This window comes from Amphibacillus xylanus NBRC 15112 (assembly GCF_000307165.1).
In the GTDB taxonomy this organism is placed as follows: Bacteria; Bacillota; Bacilli; order Bacillales; family Amphibacillaceae; genus Amphibacillus; species Amphibacillus xylanus.
This window is the reverse complement of sequence record NC_018704.1, coordinates 1,895,592-1,913,749: the sequence shown is the minus strand read 5'-3', so window position 1 is coordinate 1,913,749 and position 18,158 is coordinate 1,895,592. Positions and strand designations below refer to the sequence as shown.

Below are 18,158 nucleotides of genomic sequence, written 5' to 3'. Positions count from 1 at the left end.
TACAACATTTATCTTGTATAATTTTGTAGTGTCTGCTATACTCTAGTTGTTGAGATATTTTTTTGCAGTGTGTGGGACAGAAAAAGAATGGTGCGGGACACCTTATATCCCGATAATGAAGACAGGAGAGGAAGTTACTATGTGCATTCATTAATTGATTTACAAATGATAGTATGTCCTGACTTGTTAGATACCATGCAAAAAAGATATCGAATCCTACACACCATTCACTTGCTACAACCAATCGGTCGGCGAAGTCTGGCTGAACAGATAAACATGAAAGAGCGCGTAGTAAGGAATGAATTAGATTTTTTAACTCAACAAGGTTTGCTGAATGTAAGCCCTAAAGGTGTCTTACTAACTAACCATGGTAAAGAGATTATGATTGCTTTACGACCTTATCTTGAAAGAATGAATCGTTTTGATGTATTAGAAGAGAAGGTAAAGCAAATATTAAATCTCGACCACGTAATTATAACACCAGGAGATAGTGATCAAGATGAATGGGTTAAGTTCGATTTAGGACGTCGTGCTTATGACTTCCTGAAAAAGCAACTTAAACCATCTGATACGATTGCGGTGACAGGTGGTTCATCAATGGCAGCGGTTGCTGAGATGATGCAGCCATCAACTAATGGGACAAACTGTTTTTTCGTTCCTGCTCGTGGTGGTTTAGGTGAGCGCGTGGAAAATCAAGCCAACACAATTTGTGCTCAAATGGCTAAAAAGATGAATGGTGAGTATCGTTTACTTTATGTTCCTGATCCATTGAGTGAAGAAACATACCAGTCAATCATTCAAGAACCAGGAGTAAAAGAAGTTTTACAAATGATCAAGGAAGCAGATATCGTGATGCATGGCATTGGAGATGCATGTACGATGGCAAAGAGACGAAAAACCCCAGAGCATGTTTTAGACAAGTTGATTAAGGGAAAAGCGGTAAGTGAGGCTTTTGGCTATTACTTTGATCGAGATGGGCGAGTTGTTTATAAGGTAAGGACTGTAGGCATGCAACTAGAGGATCTGTCGAATATTCAGACAGTCATCGCTGTTGCGGGGGGTAAATCAAAAGCAGAAGCCATTCATTCTTTCTTCAAACAAGGAAGAAGTAATGTTCTCATTACAGATGAGGGCGCAGCTAAAATGTTAATAAAGGGTTCATCCCTTTAAATATATTTTTTTAATTACAAGGAGGAAACAAGTATGACTGTAAAAGTAGCTATTAATGGTTTTGGTCGTATTGGACGTTTGGCATATCGCCGAATTAAAGAATTAGGAGAAACTAACATGGAAGTAGTTGCAGTTAACGACTTAACTAGCAACGAAGACCTAGCGTATCTTTTAAAATATGATACTGCTCAAGGAACAGCTCCATACGAAGTAAAAGCTGAAGGTGATTCATTAATCATCGATGGTAAAGAAGTTAAAGCATTTGCAGAAAAAGATGCAAGCAAATTACCATGGGGCGAACTAGGAATTGACATCGTTCTAGAATGTACTGGTTTCTACACAAGTAAAGAAAAATCACAAGCACACTTAGATGCAGGTGCTAAGAAAGTACTTATCTCTGCACCAGCTTCAGATAAAGAAACAAAAATGATTGTATTCGGCGTAAACGAAGACATCATCAGCACTGATGACTTAATCGTTTCAGCTGCTTCATGTACAACAAACTGCTTGGCTCCAGTAGCTAAAGTATTAAACGATAAATTCGGTATCAAACGTGGTCTAATGTCAACTATCCACGCTTATACTGCAACTCAAGCTATGCAAGACGCTCCTGGTGGACGTAAGAGCCGTGCAGGTGCTGCAAACGCAATCCCATCATCAACAGGTGCTGCTAAAGCTGTTGGTCGCGTAATTCCTGAAATCTTAGGAAAAGTTGATGGTACTGCAGTTCGTATTCCAACAATTACAGGTTCACTTGTTGAATTCTACACTGTATTAGATAAAGAAGTTACTGTTGAAGAAATTAACGCTGCTATGAAAGAAGCTGCAAACAGTGCATTTGCTTACAATGAAGACGAAATCGTTTCAAGCGACGTAATCGGAAGCACTTACGGTTCAATCTTCGACGCTACTTTAACTAAAGTTATCGATACTGAAGATGGTCAATTAGTTAAGACTAACGCTTGGTATGACAACGAGTATGGTTACACAAGCAACATGGTAAGCTTACTTGACTACATGGTTAAATTAGGTTAATTTAAGTTTCATCAAGAGTAATGATGCTTTAAAAGCGGGAAGCGCTCGCGCTTCTCGCTTATTTAATTAAATCTATTTTATTGGGGGATTTTTAAATGGCGAAAAAAATTGTTACAGATTTAGACGTAGCCGGTAAAAAAGTTCTAGTTCGTGCTGACTTCAACGTACCAATGAAAGATGGCGAAATTACAAACGATGACCGTATCGTTCAAGCACTTCCAACAATTAAACACTTAATCGAAGAAGGCGCTAAAGTAATTTTATTCTCACACTTAGGCCGTGTGAAAGTTGAAGAAGACAAAGCAGGTAAGTCACTTAAACCAGTTGCTGACCGTTTATCAAGCTTATTAAATAAGGAAGTTCAATTTGTTCCTGAAACTCGTGGAGAAAAACTTGAATCTGCTATTAATGCGCTTGAAAATGGCCAGGTATTAATGTTTGAAAACACTCGTTTTGAAGATATTGATGGCAAGAAAGAAAGTGGAAATGATCCTGAACTAGGTAAGTATTGGGCAAGTTTAGGTGATCTATTTGTTAACGATGCATTCGGTACTGCACACCGTGCTCACGCATCAAACGTTGGTATTGCATCAAATCTTGAATCAGCTGCAGGCTTCTTAATGGAAAAAGAAATCAAATTTATTGGTGATTCAGTAGACCAACCAGAACGTCCATTTGTGGCGATCCTAGGTGGAGCAAAAGTTAGTGACAAGATCGGTGTAATCGAGAACTTACTTGAGAAAGCTGATAAAGTAATTATCGGTGGTGGAATGGCATTTACATTCTTCAAAGCTCAAGGTAAAGAAATCGGTTCATCTCTACTTGAAGCAGATAAAGTTGATTTAGCTAAAGATCTATTAGAGCGAGCTAAAGGTAAAATTATTTTACCAATCGATTCTGTAGTTAATACAGAGTTTGCAAACGAAGGTGACGTTAAGGTTGTATCTGTCGATGAGCATCCAGAAGGCTACATGGGCTTAGATATCGGACCTGAAACAGTTAAACTTTATGAAAAAGAATTACAAGGTGCTAAGACAGTTGTATGGAATGGACCAATGGGTGTATTTGAAATGGAGAACTTTGCTAAAGGAACAATTGGTGTTTGTGAAGCAATTGCTAACCTTTCAGATGCTACAACAATCATTGGTGGTGGAGATTCAGCAGCAGCAGCAATGCAACTAGGTTTTGCTGAGAAATTCTCACACATTTCAACAGGTGGCGGTGCATCATTAGAATACTTAGAAGGAAAAGAATTACCTGGATTAGCTGCAATTAGCAACAAGTAATTAGCAAGCAAATACAAGACCAGGCATGAAAAGGAGCAGATTATGCGTAAACCAATTATTGCAGGAAACTGGAAGATGAACAAGGTATTAGCAGAAGCGAAAAGTTTCGTAACTGATACGAAAGATAAAGTACCAGCGCAAGATCAGGTCGACTCAATTGTATGTGCACCTTTTCCATATTTACAAGCACTAGTTGAAGAGACTAAGGGCACAGACTTAAAAGTTGCAGCTCAAAATATGCATTACGAAGAAAGCGGTGCTTTTACTGGAGAAGTAAGCCCATTAATGCTTAAAGATCTTGGCGTTGAGTATGTAGTGCTTGGTCACTCTGAGCGTCGTGAATATTTTGCAGAAACAGATGAAACTGTAAACAAAAAAGCTCATGCTGCATTTGCACATGGTATTACACCAATTATTTGTGTTGGTGAAACTTTAGAACAACGTGAAGCAAATCAAACAATGGATTTAGTAGCTGGTCAAGTGAAAAAAGCCATTGCTGGTTTAACAGATGATCAAGTAAAAGCTTCTGTTATTGCTTACGAACCAATTTGGGCGATTGGTACTGGTAAAACAGCAACTTCAGAGCAAGCTAACGAAGTGTGTACACATATTCGTGAAACAATTGCTGAAGTTGTATCAAAAGAAGTGGCTGAAGCTGTACGAATTCAATATGGTGGCAGTGTGAAGCCTGACAACATCAAAGAATTATTAGATCAATCAGACATCGATGGAGCACTAGTAGGAGGGGCGAGCTTAGAAGCTGACTCATTCCTACAATTAGTAGAGGCTGGTGTAAAATGAGTAAGGACAAATTAGCCGCATTAATTATCCTTGACGGTTTTGCCCTTCGTGATGAAGAAAAAGGTAATGCTGTTAAGCAAGCGAAAACTCCTAACTTTGATCGTTACTGGAACACATATCCACATAACCAATTGATTGCATCTGGTGAAGCAGTAGGTTTACCTGATGGTCAAATGGGTAACTCAGAAGTTGGGCATATGAATATTGGTGCTGGCCGCATCGTTTATCAAAGTTTAACTAGATTAAACGTTGCGATTCGAGAAGGAGAATTTTTCGAAAACCAAGCATTAAATAAAGCAATTGATCGTGCTTTAACAAAAAATAAAGCACTCCACGTATTCGGATTATTATCTGATGGTGGTGTTCATAGTCATATCAATCACTTATTTGCAGTATTGCAATTAGCTAAAGATAAGGGACTAGACAAAGTTTATGTTCATGGTTTCTTAGATGGCCGCGATGTTGGTCAGAAGTCTGCTAAGCAATATATTGAAGCTGCACAAGCTAAAATGGATGAGATTGGTGTTGGAAAGTTTGCAACGATTTCAGGTCGTTACTACTCGATGGACCGTGATAAGCGTTGGGACCGTGTACAAAAATCTTATAATGCAATGGTATATGGTGAAGGTCCAACAGCAAAAGATCCTTTAGCCGTGGTTGATGAAGCTTATGCTGAAGATATTTATGACGAATTTGTTATCCCTACAGTAATGGTTGATGAAAATGATCAGCCAATTGCTAAAATTGAATCAGAAGATGCAATTATCTTCTATAACTTCCGACCAGACCGTGCGATCCAAATTTCACAAGCATTTGCTAATAATGACTTTAGTGAATTTGATCGTGGTGCAGATGCGCCAAAAGATATTTTACTTATTTCTATGATGAAATATAGTGACACAGTTAATGCAGAAATTGCATTCCCACCAGTTGAATTAAGAAATACAGTTGGTGAAGTTATTGCAAACAATGGTTTAAATCAGCTTAGAATTGCAGAAACTGAGAAATATCCACACGTTACATTCTTTATGAGCGGTGGTCAGGAAGCAGAATTCAAAGGTGAAAAACGTATTTTAATTAATTCACCTGACGTTGCAACGTATGATTTAAAGCCTGAAATGAGTGCATACGAAGTAACTGAAGCATTGCTTAAGGAACTCGATGAGGGTAACCAAAATGCGATTATCTTAAACTTTGCTAACCCAGATATGGTTGGTCACTCTGGAATGCTTGAACCAACTATTAAAGCAATTGAAGCCGTAGACGAATGTTTAGGTAAAGTTGTTGACAAAATCCTTGAAAAGGGTGGCCGTGCAATTATTACAGCTGACCACGGTAATGCTGATGAAGTTGTTTCATTAGATGGTTCAGCAATGACTGCACACACAACAAACCCAGTTCCAGTCATCGTTACACAAGAAGGAATTGAACTTCGTGACGGTGGAATTCTTGGTGACTTAGCACCAACATTATTAGATTTATTAGGTATTGATCAGCCAGAAGATATGACTGGTCAATCATTAATAAAATAAATATTAATACAAAGGAGAATAATGAACATGCCTTATATTACAGATGTTTTTGCACGTGAAGTTATGGACTCTCGTGGTAACCCAACAGTAGAAGTTGAAATTTATACAGAATCAGGTGCTTTTGGTCGTGCACTAGTACCAAGTGGTGCTTCAACAGGTGAGCACGAAGCAGTTGAATTACGTGACGGCGACAAGAGTCGTTACCTAGGAAAAGGTGTTCTTAAAGCAGTTGAGAACGTTAACGAAATTATTGCACCAGAATTATTAGGATTTGACGTAACTCGTCAAGTTGTAATTGACGAATTACTTATCGAATTAGATGGTACTCCAAACAAAGGTAAATTAGGTGCTAACGCAATCCTTGGTGTGTCAATGGCTGCTGCTATTGCTGCTGCTGATCACTTAGGTATGCCACTATACACTTACTTAGGTGGATTTAATGCTACATTACTTCCAACACCAATGATGAACATCCTTAACGGTGGAGAGCACGCAGACAACAACGTAGACATCCAAGAATTTATGGTTATGCCAGTTGGCGCACCAACATTCAAAGAAGCTCTACGTATGGGTGCGGAAATTTTCCACAGCTTAAGAAACGTTCTAGCTTCAAAAGGCTACAACACTGCTGTAGGTGATGAAGGTGGATTTGCTCCAAGCTTGAAATCAAACGAAGAAGCTTTAGCAACAATCATCGAAGCAATCGAAGCTGCTGGTTACAAACCAGGTGAAGAAGTTAAATTAGCAATGGACGTTGCTGCTTCTGAAATGTACGAAGACGGTAAATACAACCTTAAAGGTGAAGGTGTTGTTCGTACAGTTGAAGAAATGGTTGACTGGTATGCTGAAATGGTTGAGAAATACCCAATCGTTTCTATCGAAGACGGTTTAGACGAAAACGACTGGGATGGTTGGAAACTACTTACTGACCGCCTAGGCGATAAAGTTCAATTAGTAGGTGACGACTTATTCGTTACAAACACTGAGAAGCTTGCTGAAGGTATTGAAAAAGGTATTGGTAACTCAATCCTTATCAAAGTTAACCAAATCGGTACACTTACAGAAACATTCAACGCTATTGAAATGGCTAAGAAAGCTGGTTACACAGCAGTTATCTCACACCGTTCAGGTGAAACAGAAGATGCTACAATCGCTGACATCGCTGTTGCAACTAACGCTGGCCAAATCAAGACAGGTGCTCCTTCACGTACTGACCGTGTTGCTAAATACAACCAATTACTACGTATCGAAGACGAGCTAGTTGATACAGCTAAATATGCTGGAATCACAGCATTCTATAACTTAAACAAATAATTTTTTGTTTATATATTAAAACCTCAAACAAGTGGTCATAGCACCGCTTGTTTGAGGTATTTTTTATATTTACGATAATCTTCTGACGAAGTTGAAGCATTCATTCGTGAAAAGACGAATCAATAATGATTGATATGAACGTAAGAAATCCCCTTATGCCTAGTTTTGGCGTGAGGGGATTTTTGATTAGCTCCTTATTCAGCTTTCTTTTCAACGAGTTGCCCTAAGTAATCTTTAATATTATACAGTGAAAACAATACTGTAGATAGAAATAGATTAATAGATATCGCCAATAAAAAGGACCATAAAGTTGTCATGTCAGCATATATTAAAATTACAAATGTATTCACCACAAACATAACGATACATACAATTAAGATAAACCCCAATTAAATCTCCCCTACTATTTACCACGATAAAGTTTCATCTGTTTGTCTATACTTATCTGGAGTGTTTGTAATGGTTATACCGATTACTCCAATTGAAATACTTACTGTACCGCCATTCCAGAAACTTCTGGTATCATCACCATATTTTAAAATTATCGTACGATCTACAGAAGTTCCTTTTGGTCTAGCCTTAAAATGTGCATGCCCTTCATAATGATTATGGTTTTTTACTCCATGGCCTGAAGGTATCGTAAATGCATGTCCTGCATAATTTGAAACAGACGCTCTATCATAGTAAATCGAGTCATGATTACCTGGAGTCACATTTCTCATGTACATAGTCATACCAACATTTCCAGCAACTGTAGTCCAATTATTATTATTAAGTACAAAACCAAAAGTATCATTTCTTAATCTTGCTTTAGTCTTCCATATAAAACTAGGATAAATTGTATACGTGCCATCACTATTTTTAAACCCACTTACTTTTAACTCAAGTTCAGATTTTGGAATATAATAAGGAGTATATTCTGAGGAATCAAATTCAAAAACAACGTCTTCGCTTGAAAACCCATCGAAAGTTGCCGTTTTATCAAGCGTATTGTAGATTTCCAATTTACCTAAATAAGTAATTTCTTTTAATACCTCATCTGGTACAGTCTCCTAACAGCAACTTTGAATCGTGATAAAAAACTAAATATATGTTGGCTAAAATTCCTCATCAACGCTACTTGACGTAGAACTTAAAAAGGCCAATAAAACATAAAATGAGCACTAGAAAGTTGGTCTGTAATGTCATATTAACCCCTCTTATTCCCAACAAGTTGTTTTAAGTAATCTTGAATGTTATAAAGTAAAAAAAGTACTGTGGATAAAAACAAATTAATTGCTATCGTAGCTACAAGCGCCAAAAATTCTGATACATGTTCTGCAAATAATCCTCCGATCGGAAACGTTGTTAGTCCAAATAGAATGACCACAACTATAATGATAAAACCCACGCATATCACTCTTTTCATCGACATAATATGTATTTAATTATAACATAATCAAATTACCATAAATAGCTTCTAAGTGTTTATCCAATATATTATGTTATAAATATGCACTTAACAGTATAAATGTAAATACTATTTGGTTTAACTATGCAACAGAGGCACAATCGTGGAGAGGAAGATGGATTTGCTAATCGAATCTCCTCGATTAAATTCTATTAATTTCAGCTCAATATCATTTTGACTAAATATCTCTTGAGACGTTAAAGATAACGCATGAATCGTTAATGTTTCCACGATAATTCTCTCCTAACATTAAAGATAACGCATGAATCTTTAACTTTTGCGCCAAAAATCCCTCTAAACGTTAAAGATAAGGCACGAATCGTTAATGTTTCCACCATAATTCTCTCCAAACATTAAAGATAACGCATGAATCATTAACGTGTGCAACAACATAACGTCGCACAGTACTTTCCCCAACCTTGAAATCAGGATACCGCTCGTCTAACCAATCAGCAATTTGCGCTGTGGATAGATCAAGATGCTCTTTTAACCAACTGAGTATCTCATTTTTATATTTATCTAATTTTCGAGTTCTCCGCTCCGTAGAAGCTAGCCAAAGAGCCATTTCATCTGGATCTCTATTTAAATAATCATTAAGTGTACCTCTTGCAATACCAAGTTTTTTGGCAATTTTACTCTTTGAAAACGCTATCTATTTTAATTGAGATATTTCATTATACAATTTCCACTTTTCCACCTTCTGCACCATCCAAATCTGAATAATTTCAACTAATTTATCATACTATGAATGATCGTATATTAGATCGAAAAGTATTCAATCTTATTGAGCAATAACTGACTACTTTAGTTTAGCAGTTACAATGAGATTTAAGTAAGGGAAAATCCCATACTTAATCAATCACACTTGTACTTCGTTAAACAATCAAAAGTGTACGTTCTTATCTTGACATTTATAGAAGAGGTAGGTTCCTTTGAGCGTGATTGTCAATATGTTACATCTAAAGCGAATATTTTATCTGAGTGCATCATAGTCATCATGATGATTTATTTGTTTTAATCGCCAAGGATTTTCCCCTTTTTTTTCATATGTCGTAAAATAAGTTCTGTTTTCTTCGATTAAGTTCCATACCATAAAATCATCAACAAAAATTTTAAAGTTGTCTTGTTCTTCTGAGTTTGGATCAAATGCTATTATCCATGCTTCTGTATAATCATCTGAATATTTTTTTCAACGATTTCCAACATTGATGCATTAGAATAATTATTTCCTCCGCAAGCACTTATGAATAAAATAGAAACATACATCAATAGAATTAGAAAGCGTCTCATACTCATCCCCCGATATAATAATACTTTACACCCTTCATTTATATTTATTTTAACAATACTTTATACTTATTGAAAATATTTCCTAATGCTAATTTCACAAGTTGTTAGGCATAGATTAGAAAACCCCTTATGTCACAATAGACACAAGGGGTTTTTAAAAAATTTATTTATTGATTCGTCTTTTCACGAATAAATGCTTCGACTTCTGCAGCTGTTGACATGCTTAACAACTGATCTTTGTATGAAGCCATTTCCGCTTTAGATAAGTTCTTAATTTGTGTACGTGCAGGTAAAATAGATGTTGCACTCATACTGAATTCATCTAAGCCTAGACCAAGTAAAATTGGAATGGCAATTGGGTCACCGGCCATTTCACCACACATGCCTGCCCATTTACCTTCTGCATGAGCAGCCTCGATAACGTTGTTTACAAGTGTTAGAATAGCTGGGTGATATGGTTGATATAGATATGAGATTTTCTCATTCATACGGTCAGCTGCCATTGTGTATTGGATTAAATCGTTTGTACCAATACTGAAGAAATCAACTTCTTTAGCAAATTGACGAGCAGCAACTGCTGTTGATGGAATCTCAACCATGATACCTACTTCAATATTATCTGAAATCTCGATACCTTCACTAATTAAGTTATCTTTTTCTTCTAAAAGCAATGCTTTAGCTTCACGGAATTCTTCTAGTGTTGCAATCATAGGGAACATAATTTTTAAGTTTCCATAAGTGCTTGCACGTAGTAAAGCGCGTAGCTGGGTACGGAAAATGTCTTTACGCTCTAAGCATAGGCGAATTGCTCGAACACCTAAGAATGGGTTCATTTCTTCTGGTAAATCAAGATAGCTTAATTCTTTATCGCCACCAATATCTAATGTACGGACTACAACAGCTTTATCGCCCATTGCTTCCAGTACTGATTTATATGCTTCAAACTGCTCATCTTCAGTTGGGAAATCATTGCTTCCCATATAAAGAAACTCAGTTCGATATAAACCGACTGCTTCTCCACCATTATTTAATACACCTTCAACATCAGCAGGTGTACCGATATTAGCTGCTAATTCTACTGATACGCCGTCTTTAGAAATTGTTGGTTCATCTTTTAATTGAGCCCATAATTCTTTTTGCTTAGCAAAATTAGCTTGTTTCTCTCTATATTCAGCTAATAAATTTTCATCAGGATTAATGAATACTTTTCCTTCAATACCATCTACGATAATGAGATCTCCGTCTTTAGCATCTGTAGTAACAGATCTTGTCCCAACTACTGCTGGGATTTCAAGCGAACGAGCCATAATTGCTGAGTGTGAAGTTCTTCCACCAATATTTGTTGTAAACCCTTTAACAAATTGTTTGTTTAATTGTGCAGTGTCTGAAGGCGTTAGATCCTCAGCAATCACAATAACTTCCTCATTAATTAATGCCGGGTTCGGGAATGATACGCCGAGTAAATGAGCCATTACGCGTTCTGTAACGTCCTTAATATCAGCCGCACGTTCACGCATATATTCATTATCCATGTTCTTAAAGATGTTGATAAACATTTGAGCAACTTCGTCAAGTGCAACTTCAGCATTAACTTGTTCACTCTTAATTTTATCTTCCATCGGTGTGATCAACTCTGGATCACTTAAAACAAGTAAATGTGCTGAAAAAACTTCTGCATGCTCATCGCCTACAGACGCACGAGCATGTTCTTTAATAATTTCAAGCTCTTGTTTTGACACATTTAGCGCTTCGTGTAGTCGTTCGATTTCTTGCTCTACATTATCTACCTTAACGGATTCAAATGACAGATCAGGTATTTCGAGTGTGTATGCCTTTGCAATCGCGATCCCATTAGAAGCTGCAATCCCTTGTAAATTCTTCATAATTAATTATTCTCCTAATTCTTCTTGTTTGAACACATCAACAATTGCTGCTAGGGCTTCTTTCTCATCTTCGCCTTCAGCAATAACTGTCAACTCAGCATCCATTGGAATTCCAAGTGACATGACACCCATAATTGACTTTAAATTAACTGCTTTATCATTGTACACTAACTTAATGTCGGATGAAAAATGACCTGCTTTGTTAACTAAAGCTGTTGCAGGACGTGCATGTACACCAGTTTCTGCTGTGATACGAACTGTTTGTTGTACTGCCATAATAAAAACCTCCTTGATTCAATAAAATATTCACCTTCTGATTGTAACATACCCTTAAATAAAGGTGAACAATCATGTTATAAGAAGTATTTACCTAACAATTATCTACATACATTTTAGATAAATTCTCTTGATAACAAAAATTACTTTAACAATAGTTGTGATAGAAAGCAAGAAGTTTAACTCTGAAAATGCTTGCAGTTAGTAGTCAGTTTGTGCTAAATTAATAGTAATGTATTAAAAAAATAGTGATGGTAAGATTTGTAGGAGGTGTCGACACCCATGCAAGGTGTTGCCGTAACATTATTAATTTTAACTTCAATCGCACTTATAGTACTTGTTGTATTACAGTCTAGTAAAAGTGAAGGCCTATCTGGAGCTATTTCAGGAGGGGCAGAACAATTATTTGGTAAGAAGAAAGCACGTGGTATTGATGCAGTCTTAACTCGTGCGACAGTAATTGCTTCAGTTCTATTTTTCGTATTAACATTTTTATTAGCATACGTACTTTAATGAAGAATCGATACAAACCTCTCAGTTGTTAGATGAGAGGTTTTTTCGTTGTTAAAAAACATAAATAAGTCGTTATCGATGCAGTTATAGATTATGTTTATTAAGATTAAGCCAAGATAATAGAGATAGTTAGCTTGAAAAGGGGGATAATATGATGAAAGTTCAACAACCACAGCCATTTATGTTTGAAGCAGGGGAACGTGCGGTATTATTATTACATGGCTTTACTGGACATAGCGCAGATGTACGAATGTTAGGTCGATTTTTGCAAAAACAAGGTTATACTACTTATGCACCGATTTATCGTGGACATGGTGGGGCGCCTGAACAGTTGCTTGAAGGTGGAGCAGAAGCATGGTGGTCTGATGTTAAAGAAGCGTATCAAATGCTTAAAGATAAAGGCTATCAAAAAATTGCTGTTGCTGGGTTATCCTTAGGTGGCTTACTTGGTTTAAAGTTAAGCTATTCTGATGCTGTTGTTGGAATGGTGCCAATGTGTGCACCGATGATTTTAGATGAGGATCATCGACTTGATGATGGTTTTCGTTATTATGCGACACAGTATAAGAAAGCAGAAGGTAAAACTGATGATGTAATAAATAAAGAGGTCGATCAATTAATCGAAGCGGCTAGTCCTTTATTTGAACAGATTACAAATTTGATCAATGAGGTTCGAGATTCACTTGATTTAATCTATGCACCAACAATGGTGGTACAAGCAGAAGATGATCAAATTATTAATCCGGAAAGTGCAAATTATATTTATCAACATGTTGAATCAGATCCAAAAGATATTAAATGGTATCAAGATGCTGGTCATGCGATTACATTAGGAAATAAAAGAGATCAATTACATGAAGATATTTATCAATTTTTAGAGTCATTAGACTGGAATTAAAAAGTTTTAAACGGCACATATTATAGAGGAAGAAGGTGAGACGATGGAAGAATTAAGAGAACAAATAATTACATTTTTTAAAGAAGAATCAGAACGACCTTTAACAGTTGACGAGATCATGGATAGAAATGAATTGGATTCAAATGATAGCCAGTTATTTGCTTCAGTGATTAAAACATTGAATGCACTTGAGCAAGATGGCGAATTAATTTTGACTAGAAAAAACCGCTATTCTATTCCTGAAAGAATCGGATTAATTAAAGGTACAATCCAAATGCATAAGAAAGGTTTTGCCTTTTTATTACCTGATGAAGAAGGTCAATCTGATATTTATATTAATCCAACTGATCTGAAAGGTGCGATGAATCGAGATCGCGTTTTTGTCCGCATCGTAACTGAACAGATTGGCGATCGACGTGTCGAAGGAGTAGTCGAGCAAATTATTGAGCGACACTCAACACGAATTGTCGGTACGTATGAGGATAAAGGGAGCTTTGGGTTTGTTATTGCTGATGATAAGCGAATTCCAAATGATATCTTCATTAAGAAAAGTGAGTCACTTGGTGCTGTTACAGGTCATAAAGTCATTGTTAATATTACAAAATTCCCAGAAGGTACGATGTCCGCAGAAGGTAAAATTGTTGAAATTCTTGGTCATAAAAACGATCCAGGGATGGACATTTTATCAATTATTCATAAATATGATATTGCGATTGACTTTCCAAATGAAGTTATGGACCAAGCACAAAGAACTCCAGAAAAAATTGAACCGAGTGAGCTAGAGAATCGTCGAGATTTAAGGGATAAACAAATTGTGACGATTGATGGTGCTGATGCAAAGGACTTAGATGATGCCATCTCTGTTGAAAAATTATCCAACGGTAATTATCGACTAGGTGTCTATATTTCTGACGTTTCATATTATGTTGATAAAGATTCACCAATGGATAAAGAAGCCTATAGTCGAGGGACAAGTGTTTATTTAGTGGATCGAGTGATTCCAATGCTCCCACATCGACTGTCAAATGGCATCTGTTCACTTAACCCTGGAGAGGATCGTTTAACACTAGGGTGTGAAATGGAGATTGATCATAATGGCCATGTGGTGAGTCATGATATATTCCAAAGCGTGATTAACAGTTCAGCTAGGATGACTTACAAAGAGGTTAATCAAATCCTCGTTGATCAAGATGAAGAACTAAGACAGCAATATGTAGAGTTTGTCCCGTTGTTTGAGGCGATGGAAGACTTAGCAGAAATCTTACGTAAAAAGCGATTTGGTCGAGGAGCAATTGACTTTAACTTTAAAGAGGCACAAGTCATTGTAGATGACACTGGTCATCCAATTGATGTCGTCATTCGTGAAAGATCAGTTGCAGAACGGTTGATTGAAGAGTTTATGCTTATTGCCAATGAAACAGTTGCAGAACATTTCCATTGGATGGAGCTACCTTTCATCTATCGAATTCATGAAGATCCAGATGAAGAAAAGTTGAAAAACTTCTATCAGTTCCTTGGCCAGTTTGGTTATCAAGTTAAAGGGACTGCGAATGAAGTTCATCCACAAGCATTACAGCAAGTACTGGATCTTGTTAAAGGTGAACAAGAAGAGATGGTTATATCTAAGTTGCTACTTCGTTCATTAAAACAAGCGAAGTATGACTTTAATAGTATCGGTCACTTTGGATTAGCGACTAAATTTTATACGCACTTTACGGCACCGATTAGACGTTACCCTGACTTAATCGTTCATCGCTTAATAAGAACGTATTTAATTGAAGGAAAAGTTGATGAGAATATCCAAAATCATTGGAAAGCAAAATTACCAGAGATCGCAAAGCATACGTCTGAGCGTGAACGGATTGCTGTCGATGCTGAAAGAGAGACAGATGATCTGAAAAAAGCAGAGTATATGCTAGATAAAATTGGTGAAGAGTTCGATGGAGTCATTAGTTCAGTGACTAACTTTGGTATTTTTGTTGAGCTAGAAAATACGGTTGAAGGACTCGTGCACGTAACGGATTTAACAGATGATTACTATAATTTTGATGAGAGAAGTTACGCGATGATTGGCGAACGCACCGGAAATGTCTTTCGAATTGGTGATGCGATTACAATCAAGGTTGCCGATGTTAACTTGGAGGAGCATTCTGTTGATTTCGAAGTAGTAGGCATGAAGCAGAAAGCTCGCCGTAAAGAATTTGCTAAACAAGATAAGCCGAAGTCGCAAGATAAATCACAAGTGAAAAATAAGAAACAAGGCAAAAAACTTAAACCACCAAAAGCGAAAATGACAAGAAAGCGTAAATAGGATTTTTTTACATTGAAAGAGCAGGCTATTAAGCTGCTCTTTTTCTTTTTTTGTCTGACCGTTAAATCATCAATAAACTGTTAGATCATGCAGGAAAAGGCTAGACTTTGCACGGATCTTGATTGTATTTATCAGCTAAACCTGTTAAAATTAATCAAGGTTTTATATGAAGGAGGGTTGATGATGCCCAAGAATAAAAGTCACGCAATTGCACAAAATAGAAAAGCTTCTCACGATTATTTTATTGAAGAAACCTATGAAGCGGGTATTGTACTACAAGGGACAGAAATTAAGTCGATTCGAGCAGGACGTGTCAATATGAAAGATAGCTTTGCCCGTGTAGAGCGCGGTGAGGTCTTTTTACACAACCTTCACATTTCACCGTATGAGCAAGGTAATCGATATAATCATGAACCAACTCGAACAAGAAAATTACTTTTACACAGACGACAAATTAATAAATTAATTGGTGAAACTCAACAAGCTGGTTATTCATTAGTTCCATTAAAAATTTATATTAAAAATGGTGTTGCTAAAGTGTTAATTGGCTTAGGTAAAGGTAAGAAACAATATGATAAACGTGAGGATTTAAAGAGAAAGCAAGCTAAACGTGAGGTTGACCGTGCGCTTAAAGATAGTCTGCGCTAGTACTTGAAAAATTGATCAGATTTGATATAATGAACTGTACGAACAAAACAACTTCATATGAAGCTTAAACTGTTTTGTCCCTTATTTTACGGGGGCGTTCTGGATTCGACAGGGGTAGTTTGAGCTCAAGTGGCATGTCGAGGTTACGGCTCGTAAAACGTTACACGCCAATAATAACTGGCAAAACAAATAATTACTCTTTAGCAGCTGCTTAAGCACTGTTAAAGGATCCTTTCCAGCATCACCCGTGTGCCGGGTTTAGGGTCTCAACTTAAGCGGGATACGCTAGATATCTTACGTCTGGAGACGTCTAGAAGAGCATAATCAGACTAGCTACTAGGAAGCCTGTTGGTTGGCAGAATAGTTAGAGAATCTAAAATAAACCGACTACACATGTAGAAGCTTGAGTGGCGATATCTTTGGACGTGGGTTCGACTCCCACCGCCTCCACCAATACATATGTAGGTACTGGTGTGAGTGGCTTTTAAAATGTTATGATAACAATTATGGTAACATGTTAATTTAGATTTAAAAATCGTCTCTTTTATAAGGGACGATTTTTTTCGTTAGATCGTTTATAATAATAATCAATTAAATAATAAAAACTGGATCTATTATTAAAATTATCTGGGTAAAGAGGGGAAGTTAGTATGCTTGAAATTTGCATTATCGACGATGAACCGCTAGCTTTACAATATTTGAGGTTTTTGCTGAATCAGATTGACGATGTTAAAGTAACTGGTGCATATAGTGATCCACAAAAATTAATCAACCACATTAGAACAAAAAGGGTTGATACAGTATTAATGGACATTCAGATGCCTGGCATTACGGGAATTGAACTTGCAGAGCAACTGCTTATGATCCAACCAAAGATCGAAATTGTTTTTGTCACGGCTTATGATGAATATGCGATTAAAGCATTTGAAATTAACGCATTAGATTACATTTTAAAACCGATCCAAAAACACCGCTTAGAATTATCGATCAATCGAATTAAAGAAGAACTTGCAGAGAATATTACATTCAAAACGGATCAAGCAACTTTTGTTATTAATAATCTAGGTAAATTATCAATAGAAAAAAATGGTCAGCCAATTTCGATAAAGTGGCGCACGACAAAGGCCAAAGAACTTTTTGCTTGTTTTACTCAAGGGCATCTACATTCATTTAGAAAAGCTAAGTTAATCAGCGAGATGTGGGGAAATCTAGCTTGGGACAACGCAAGTTCACAACTTTATTCGTCAGTGTATCAAATTAGGCGAGTTTTACAAAAGGCAAATATCCCGATTGAAATTGTCAGCCAAGATGAATATTATAAAGTGAATCTATCGTCTGTGAAAATAATGTCGATAGAATGGAAACAAGCAGTTTTAAATCTATTAGATGCCGAAAACCCGTCTGTTTCTAACTTTATTGAGCTTTTGAAAATTTACCAAGGAGACTATCTAGAGGATATAAAACAAGATTGGGCGATTCCAGAACGAAATGGACTTCGAGAGTTATGGATTCAATTCATTCAATATTTAATTGATTTGATCAAAGAGCAAGAAGAACAACCATTACATTTGATTGCAAAAATCAAATCACTTGTTCGTTTTGATCAAGAAGTACTGGCAATTGTTGAGGAAAGAACAAGCACATTAAATTATCATTAAAAGAGCTGATTTGATTGAAGAATAAACGAGCACGTTTGTTTATTATATTAATAGTTTTCATTACAATTTTAACAAGTTTACGCCTACTTTGGA

The 18,158-nt window shown here is 36.6% G+C and carries 16 protein-coding genes and 1 other RNA gene; 12 read left to right on the top strand and 5 right to left on the bottom strand.

What is annotated here, in order from left to right; genetic code table 11:
• Nucleotides 1-141: 141 nt before the first annotated feature.
• The 6 genes from AXY_RS09335 (at nt 142) to eno (ending at nt 7,138) form a co-directional block, all read left to right on the top strand.
• A complete protein-coding gene (locus AXY_RS09335) occupies nt 142-1,170 on the top strand; it encodes a sugar-binding transcriptional regulator (RefSeq protein ID WP_015010560.1) in 1,029 nt (342 codons plus the stop codon).
• A 33-nt stretch (nt 1,171-1,203) separates the two neighbouring features.
• The gene (gene gap, locus AXY_RS09330; RefSeq protein WP_015010559.1) at nt 1,204-2,205 is read left to right on the top strand and encodes a type I glyceraldehyde-3-phosphate dehydrogenase; all 1,002 of its coding nucleotides are present in this window, start codon (nt 1,204-1,206) and stop codon (nt 2,203-2,205) included.
• Between the two features lie 95 nt (nt 2,206-2,300).
• Nucleotides 2,301-3,491, top strand: coding sequence for a phosphoglycerate kinase (locus AXY_RS09325; RefSeq protein ID WP_015010558.1), 1,191 nt, complete (start codon nt 2,301-2,303; stop codon nt 3,489-3,491).
• A 42-nt stretch (nt 3,492-3,533) separates the two neighbouring features.
• Nucleotides 3,534-4,292 carry a triose-phosphate isomerase gene (gene tpiA / locus AXY_RS09320; protein ID WP_015010557.1) on the top strand — a complete coding sequence of 253 codons (759 nt, stop codon included), beginning with the start codon at nt 3,534-3,536 and terminating at the stop codon, nt 4,290-4,292.
• The gene (gene gpmI, locus AXY_RS09315) at nt 4,289-5,824 is read left to right on the top strand and encodes a 2,3-bisphosphoglycerate-independent phosphoglycerate mutase (RefSeq protein ID WP_015010556.1); all 1,536 of its coding nucleotides are present in this window, start codon (nt 4,289-4,291) and stop codon (nt 5,822-5,824) included. Before tpiA ends, gpmI begins: the two co-directional genes overlap by 4 nt.
• Before the next feature lie 27 nt (nt 5,825-5,851).
• Nucleotides 5,852-7,138 (top strand): phosphopyruvate hydratase, encoded by a 1,287-nt coding sequence (gene eno, locus AXY_RS09310; RefSeq protein ID WP_015010555.1) that lies wholly within the window; start codon nt 5,852-5,854, stop codon nt 7,136-7,138.
• A 407-nt stretch (nt 7,139-7,545) separates the two neighbouring features.
• Here eno and AXY_RS09300 read toward each other — a convergent pair whose 3' ends face one another.
• From AXY_RS09300 to AXY_RS09280, 5 genes are all read right to left on the bottom strand, one after another.
• Nucleotides 7,546-8,142, bottom strand: a complete 597-nt coding sequence (locus tag AXY_RS09300; protein ID WP_015010553.1) for a hypothetical protein — start codon at nt 8,140-8,142, stop codon at nt 7,546-7,548.
• Between the two features lie 524 nt (nt 8,143-8,666).
• Complete coding sequence (locus AXY_RS12810) at nt 8,667-8,819, bottom strand: hypothetical protein (protein ID WP_155835489.1); 153 nt, start codon at nt 8,817-8,819, stop codon at nt 8,667-8,669.
• A 91-nt stretch (nt 8,820-8,910) separates the two neighbouring features.
• Nucleotides 8,911-9,153 carry a helix-turn-helix domain-containing protein gene (locus tag AXY_RS09290; protein WP_015010551.1) on the bottom strand — a complete coding sequence of 81 codons (243 nt, stop codon included), beginning with the start codon at nt 9,151-9,153 and terminating at the stop codon, nt 8,911-8,913.
• 892 nt (nt 9,154-10,045) lie between these two features.
• Nucleotides 10,046-11,761 (bottom strand): phosphoenolpyruvate--protein phosphotransferase, encoded by a 1,716-nt coding sequence (gene ptsP, locus AXY_RS09285; protein WP_015010550.1) that lies wholly within the window; start codon nt 11,759-11,761, stop codon nt 10,046-10,048.
• A 6-nt stretch (nt 11,762-11,767) separates the two neighbouring features.
• A complete protein-coding gene (locus tag AXY_RS09280) occupies nt 11,768-12,037 on the bottom strand; it encodes a phosphocarrier protein HPr (RefSeq protein ID WP_015010549.1) in 270 nt (89 codons plus the stop codon).
• A gap of 282 nt (nt 12,038-12,319) precedes the next feature.
• Between AXY_RS09280 and secG the strand changes: the two genes are divergently transcribed.
• From secG to AXY_RS09255, 6 genes are all read left to right on the top strand, one after another.
• The gene (gene secG / locus AXY_RS09275) at nt 12,320-12,550 is read left to right on the top strand and encodes a preprotein translocase subunit SecG (protein ID WP_015010548.1); all 231 of its coding nucleotides are present in this window, start codon (nt 12,320-12,322) and stop codon (nt 12,548-12,550) included.
• A gap of 154 nt (nt 12,551-12,704) precedes the next feature.
• Complete coding sequence (locus tag AXY_RS09270) at nt 12,705-13,448, top strand: alpha/beta hydrolase (RefSeq protein ID WP_015010547.1); 744 nt, start codon at nt 12,705-12,707, stop codon at nt 13,446-13,448.
• 43 nt (nt 13,449-13,491) lie between these two features.
• Nucleotides 13,492-15,759: a ribonuclease R gene (gene rnr / locus AXY_RS09265; RefSeq protein ID WP_015010546.1), complete on the top strand. Its 2,268-nt coding sequence runs from the start codon at nt 13,492-13,494 to the stop codon at nt 15,757-15,759.
• Nucleotides 15,760-15,942: 183 nt separating this feature from the next.
• The gene (gene smpB / locus AXY_RS09260) at nt 15,943-16,407 is read left to right on the top strand and encodes an SsrA-binding protein SmpB (protein WP_041450162.1); all 465 of its coding nucleotides are present in this window, start codon (nt 15,943-15,945) and stop codon (nt 16,405-16,407) included.
• A gap of 90 nt (nt 16,408-16,497) precedes the next feature.
• Nucleotides 16,498-16,860, top strand: a transfer-messenger RNA (tmRNA) gene (gene ssrA, locus AXY_RS12405).
• Between the two features lie 197 nt (nt 16,861-17,057).
• Nucleotides 17,058-18,065 (top strand): response regulator, encoded by a 1,008-nt coding sequence (locus AXY_RS09255; protein WP_015010544.1) that lies wholly within the window; start codon nt 17,058-17,060, stop codon nt 18,063-18,065.
• The last annotated feature ends 93 nt before the right edge of the window (nt 18,066-18,158 follow it).

What these genes read in the sequence shown, in the direction of transcription:
- AXY_RS09325 (WP_015010558.1), top strand. Translation starts at nt 2,301, where the DNA reads ATGGCGAAAAAAATTGTTACAGATTTAGACGTAGCCGGTAAAAAAGTT.
- gpmI (WP_015010556.1), top strand. Translation starts at nt 4,289, where the DNA reads ATGAGTAAGGACAAATTAGCCGCATTAATTATCCTTGACGGTTTTGCC.
- AXY_RS09270 (WP_015010547.1), top strand. Translation starts at nt 12,705, where the DNA reads ATGAAAGTTCAACAACCACAGCCATTTATGTTTGAAGCAGGGGAACGT.
- AXY_RS09280 (WP_015010549.1), bottom strand. Translation starts at nt 12,037, where the DNA reads ATGGCAGTACAACAAACAGTTCGTATCACAGCAGAAACTGGTGTACAT.
- ptsP (WP_015010550.1), bottom strand. Translation starts at nt 11,761, where the DNA reads ATGAAGAATTTACAAGGGATTGCAGCTTCTAATGGGATCGCGATTGCA.
- eno (WP_015010555.1), top strand. Translation starts at nt 5,852, where the DNA reads ATGCCTTATATTACAGATGTTTTTGCACGTGAAGTTATGGACTCTCGT.
- AXY_RS09290 (WP_015010551.1), bottom strand. Translation starts at nt 9,153, where the DNA reads ATGGCTCTTTGGCTAGCTTCTACGGAGCGGAGAACTCGAAAATTAGAT.
- AXY_RS09255 (WP_015010544.1), top strand. Translation starts at nt 17,058, where the DNA reads ATGCTTGAAATTTGCATTATCGACGATGAACCGCTAGCTTTACAATAT.
- secG (WP_015010548.1), top strand. Translation starts at nt 12,320, where the DNA reads ATGCAAGGTGTTGCCGTAACATTATTAATTTTAACTTCAATCGCACTT.
- rnr (WP_015010546.1), top strand. Translation starts at nt 13,492, where the DNA reads ATGGAAGAATTAAGAGAACAAATAATTACATTTTTTAAAGAAGAATCA.
- gap (WP_015010559.1), top strand. Translation starts at nt 1,204, where the DNA reads ATGACTGTAAAAGTAGCTATTAATGGTTTTGGTCGTATTGGACGTTTG.
- tpiA (WP_015010557.1), top strand. Translation starts at nt 3,534, where the DNA reads ATGCGTAAACCAATTATTGCAGGAAACTGGAAGATGAACAAGGTATTA.
- smpB (WP_041450162.1), top strand. Translation starts at nt 15,943, where the DNA reads ATGCCCAAGAATAAAAGTCACGCAATTGCACAAAATAGAAAAGCTTCT.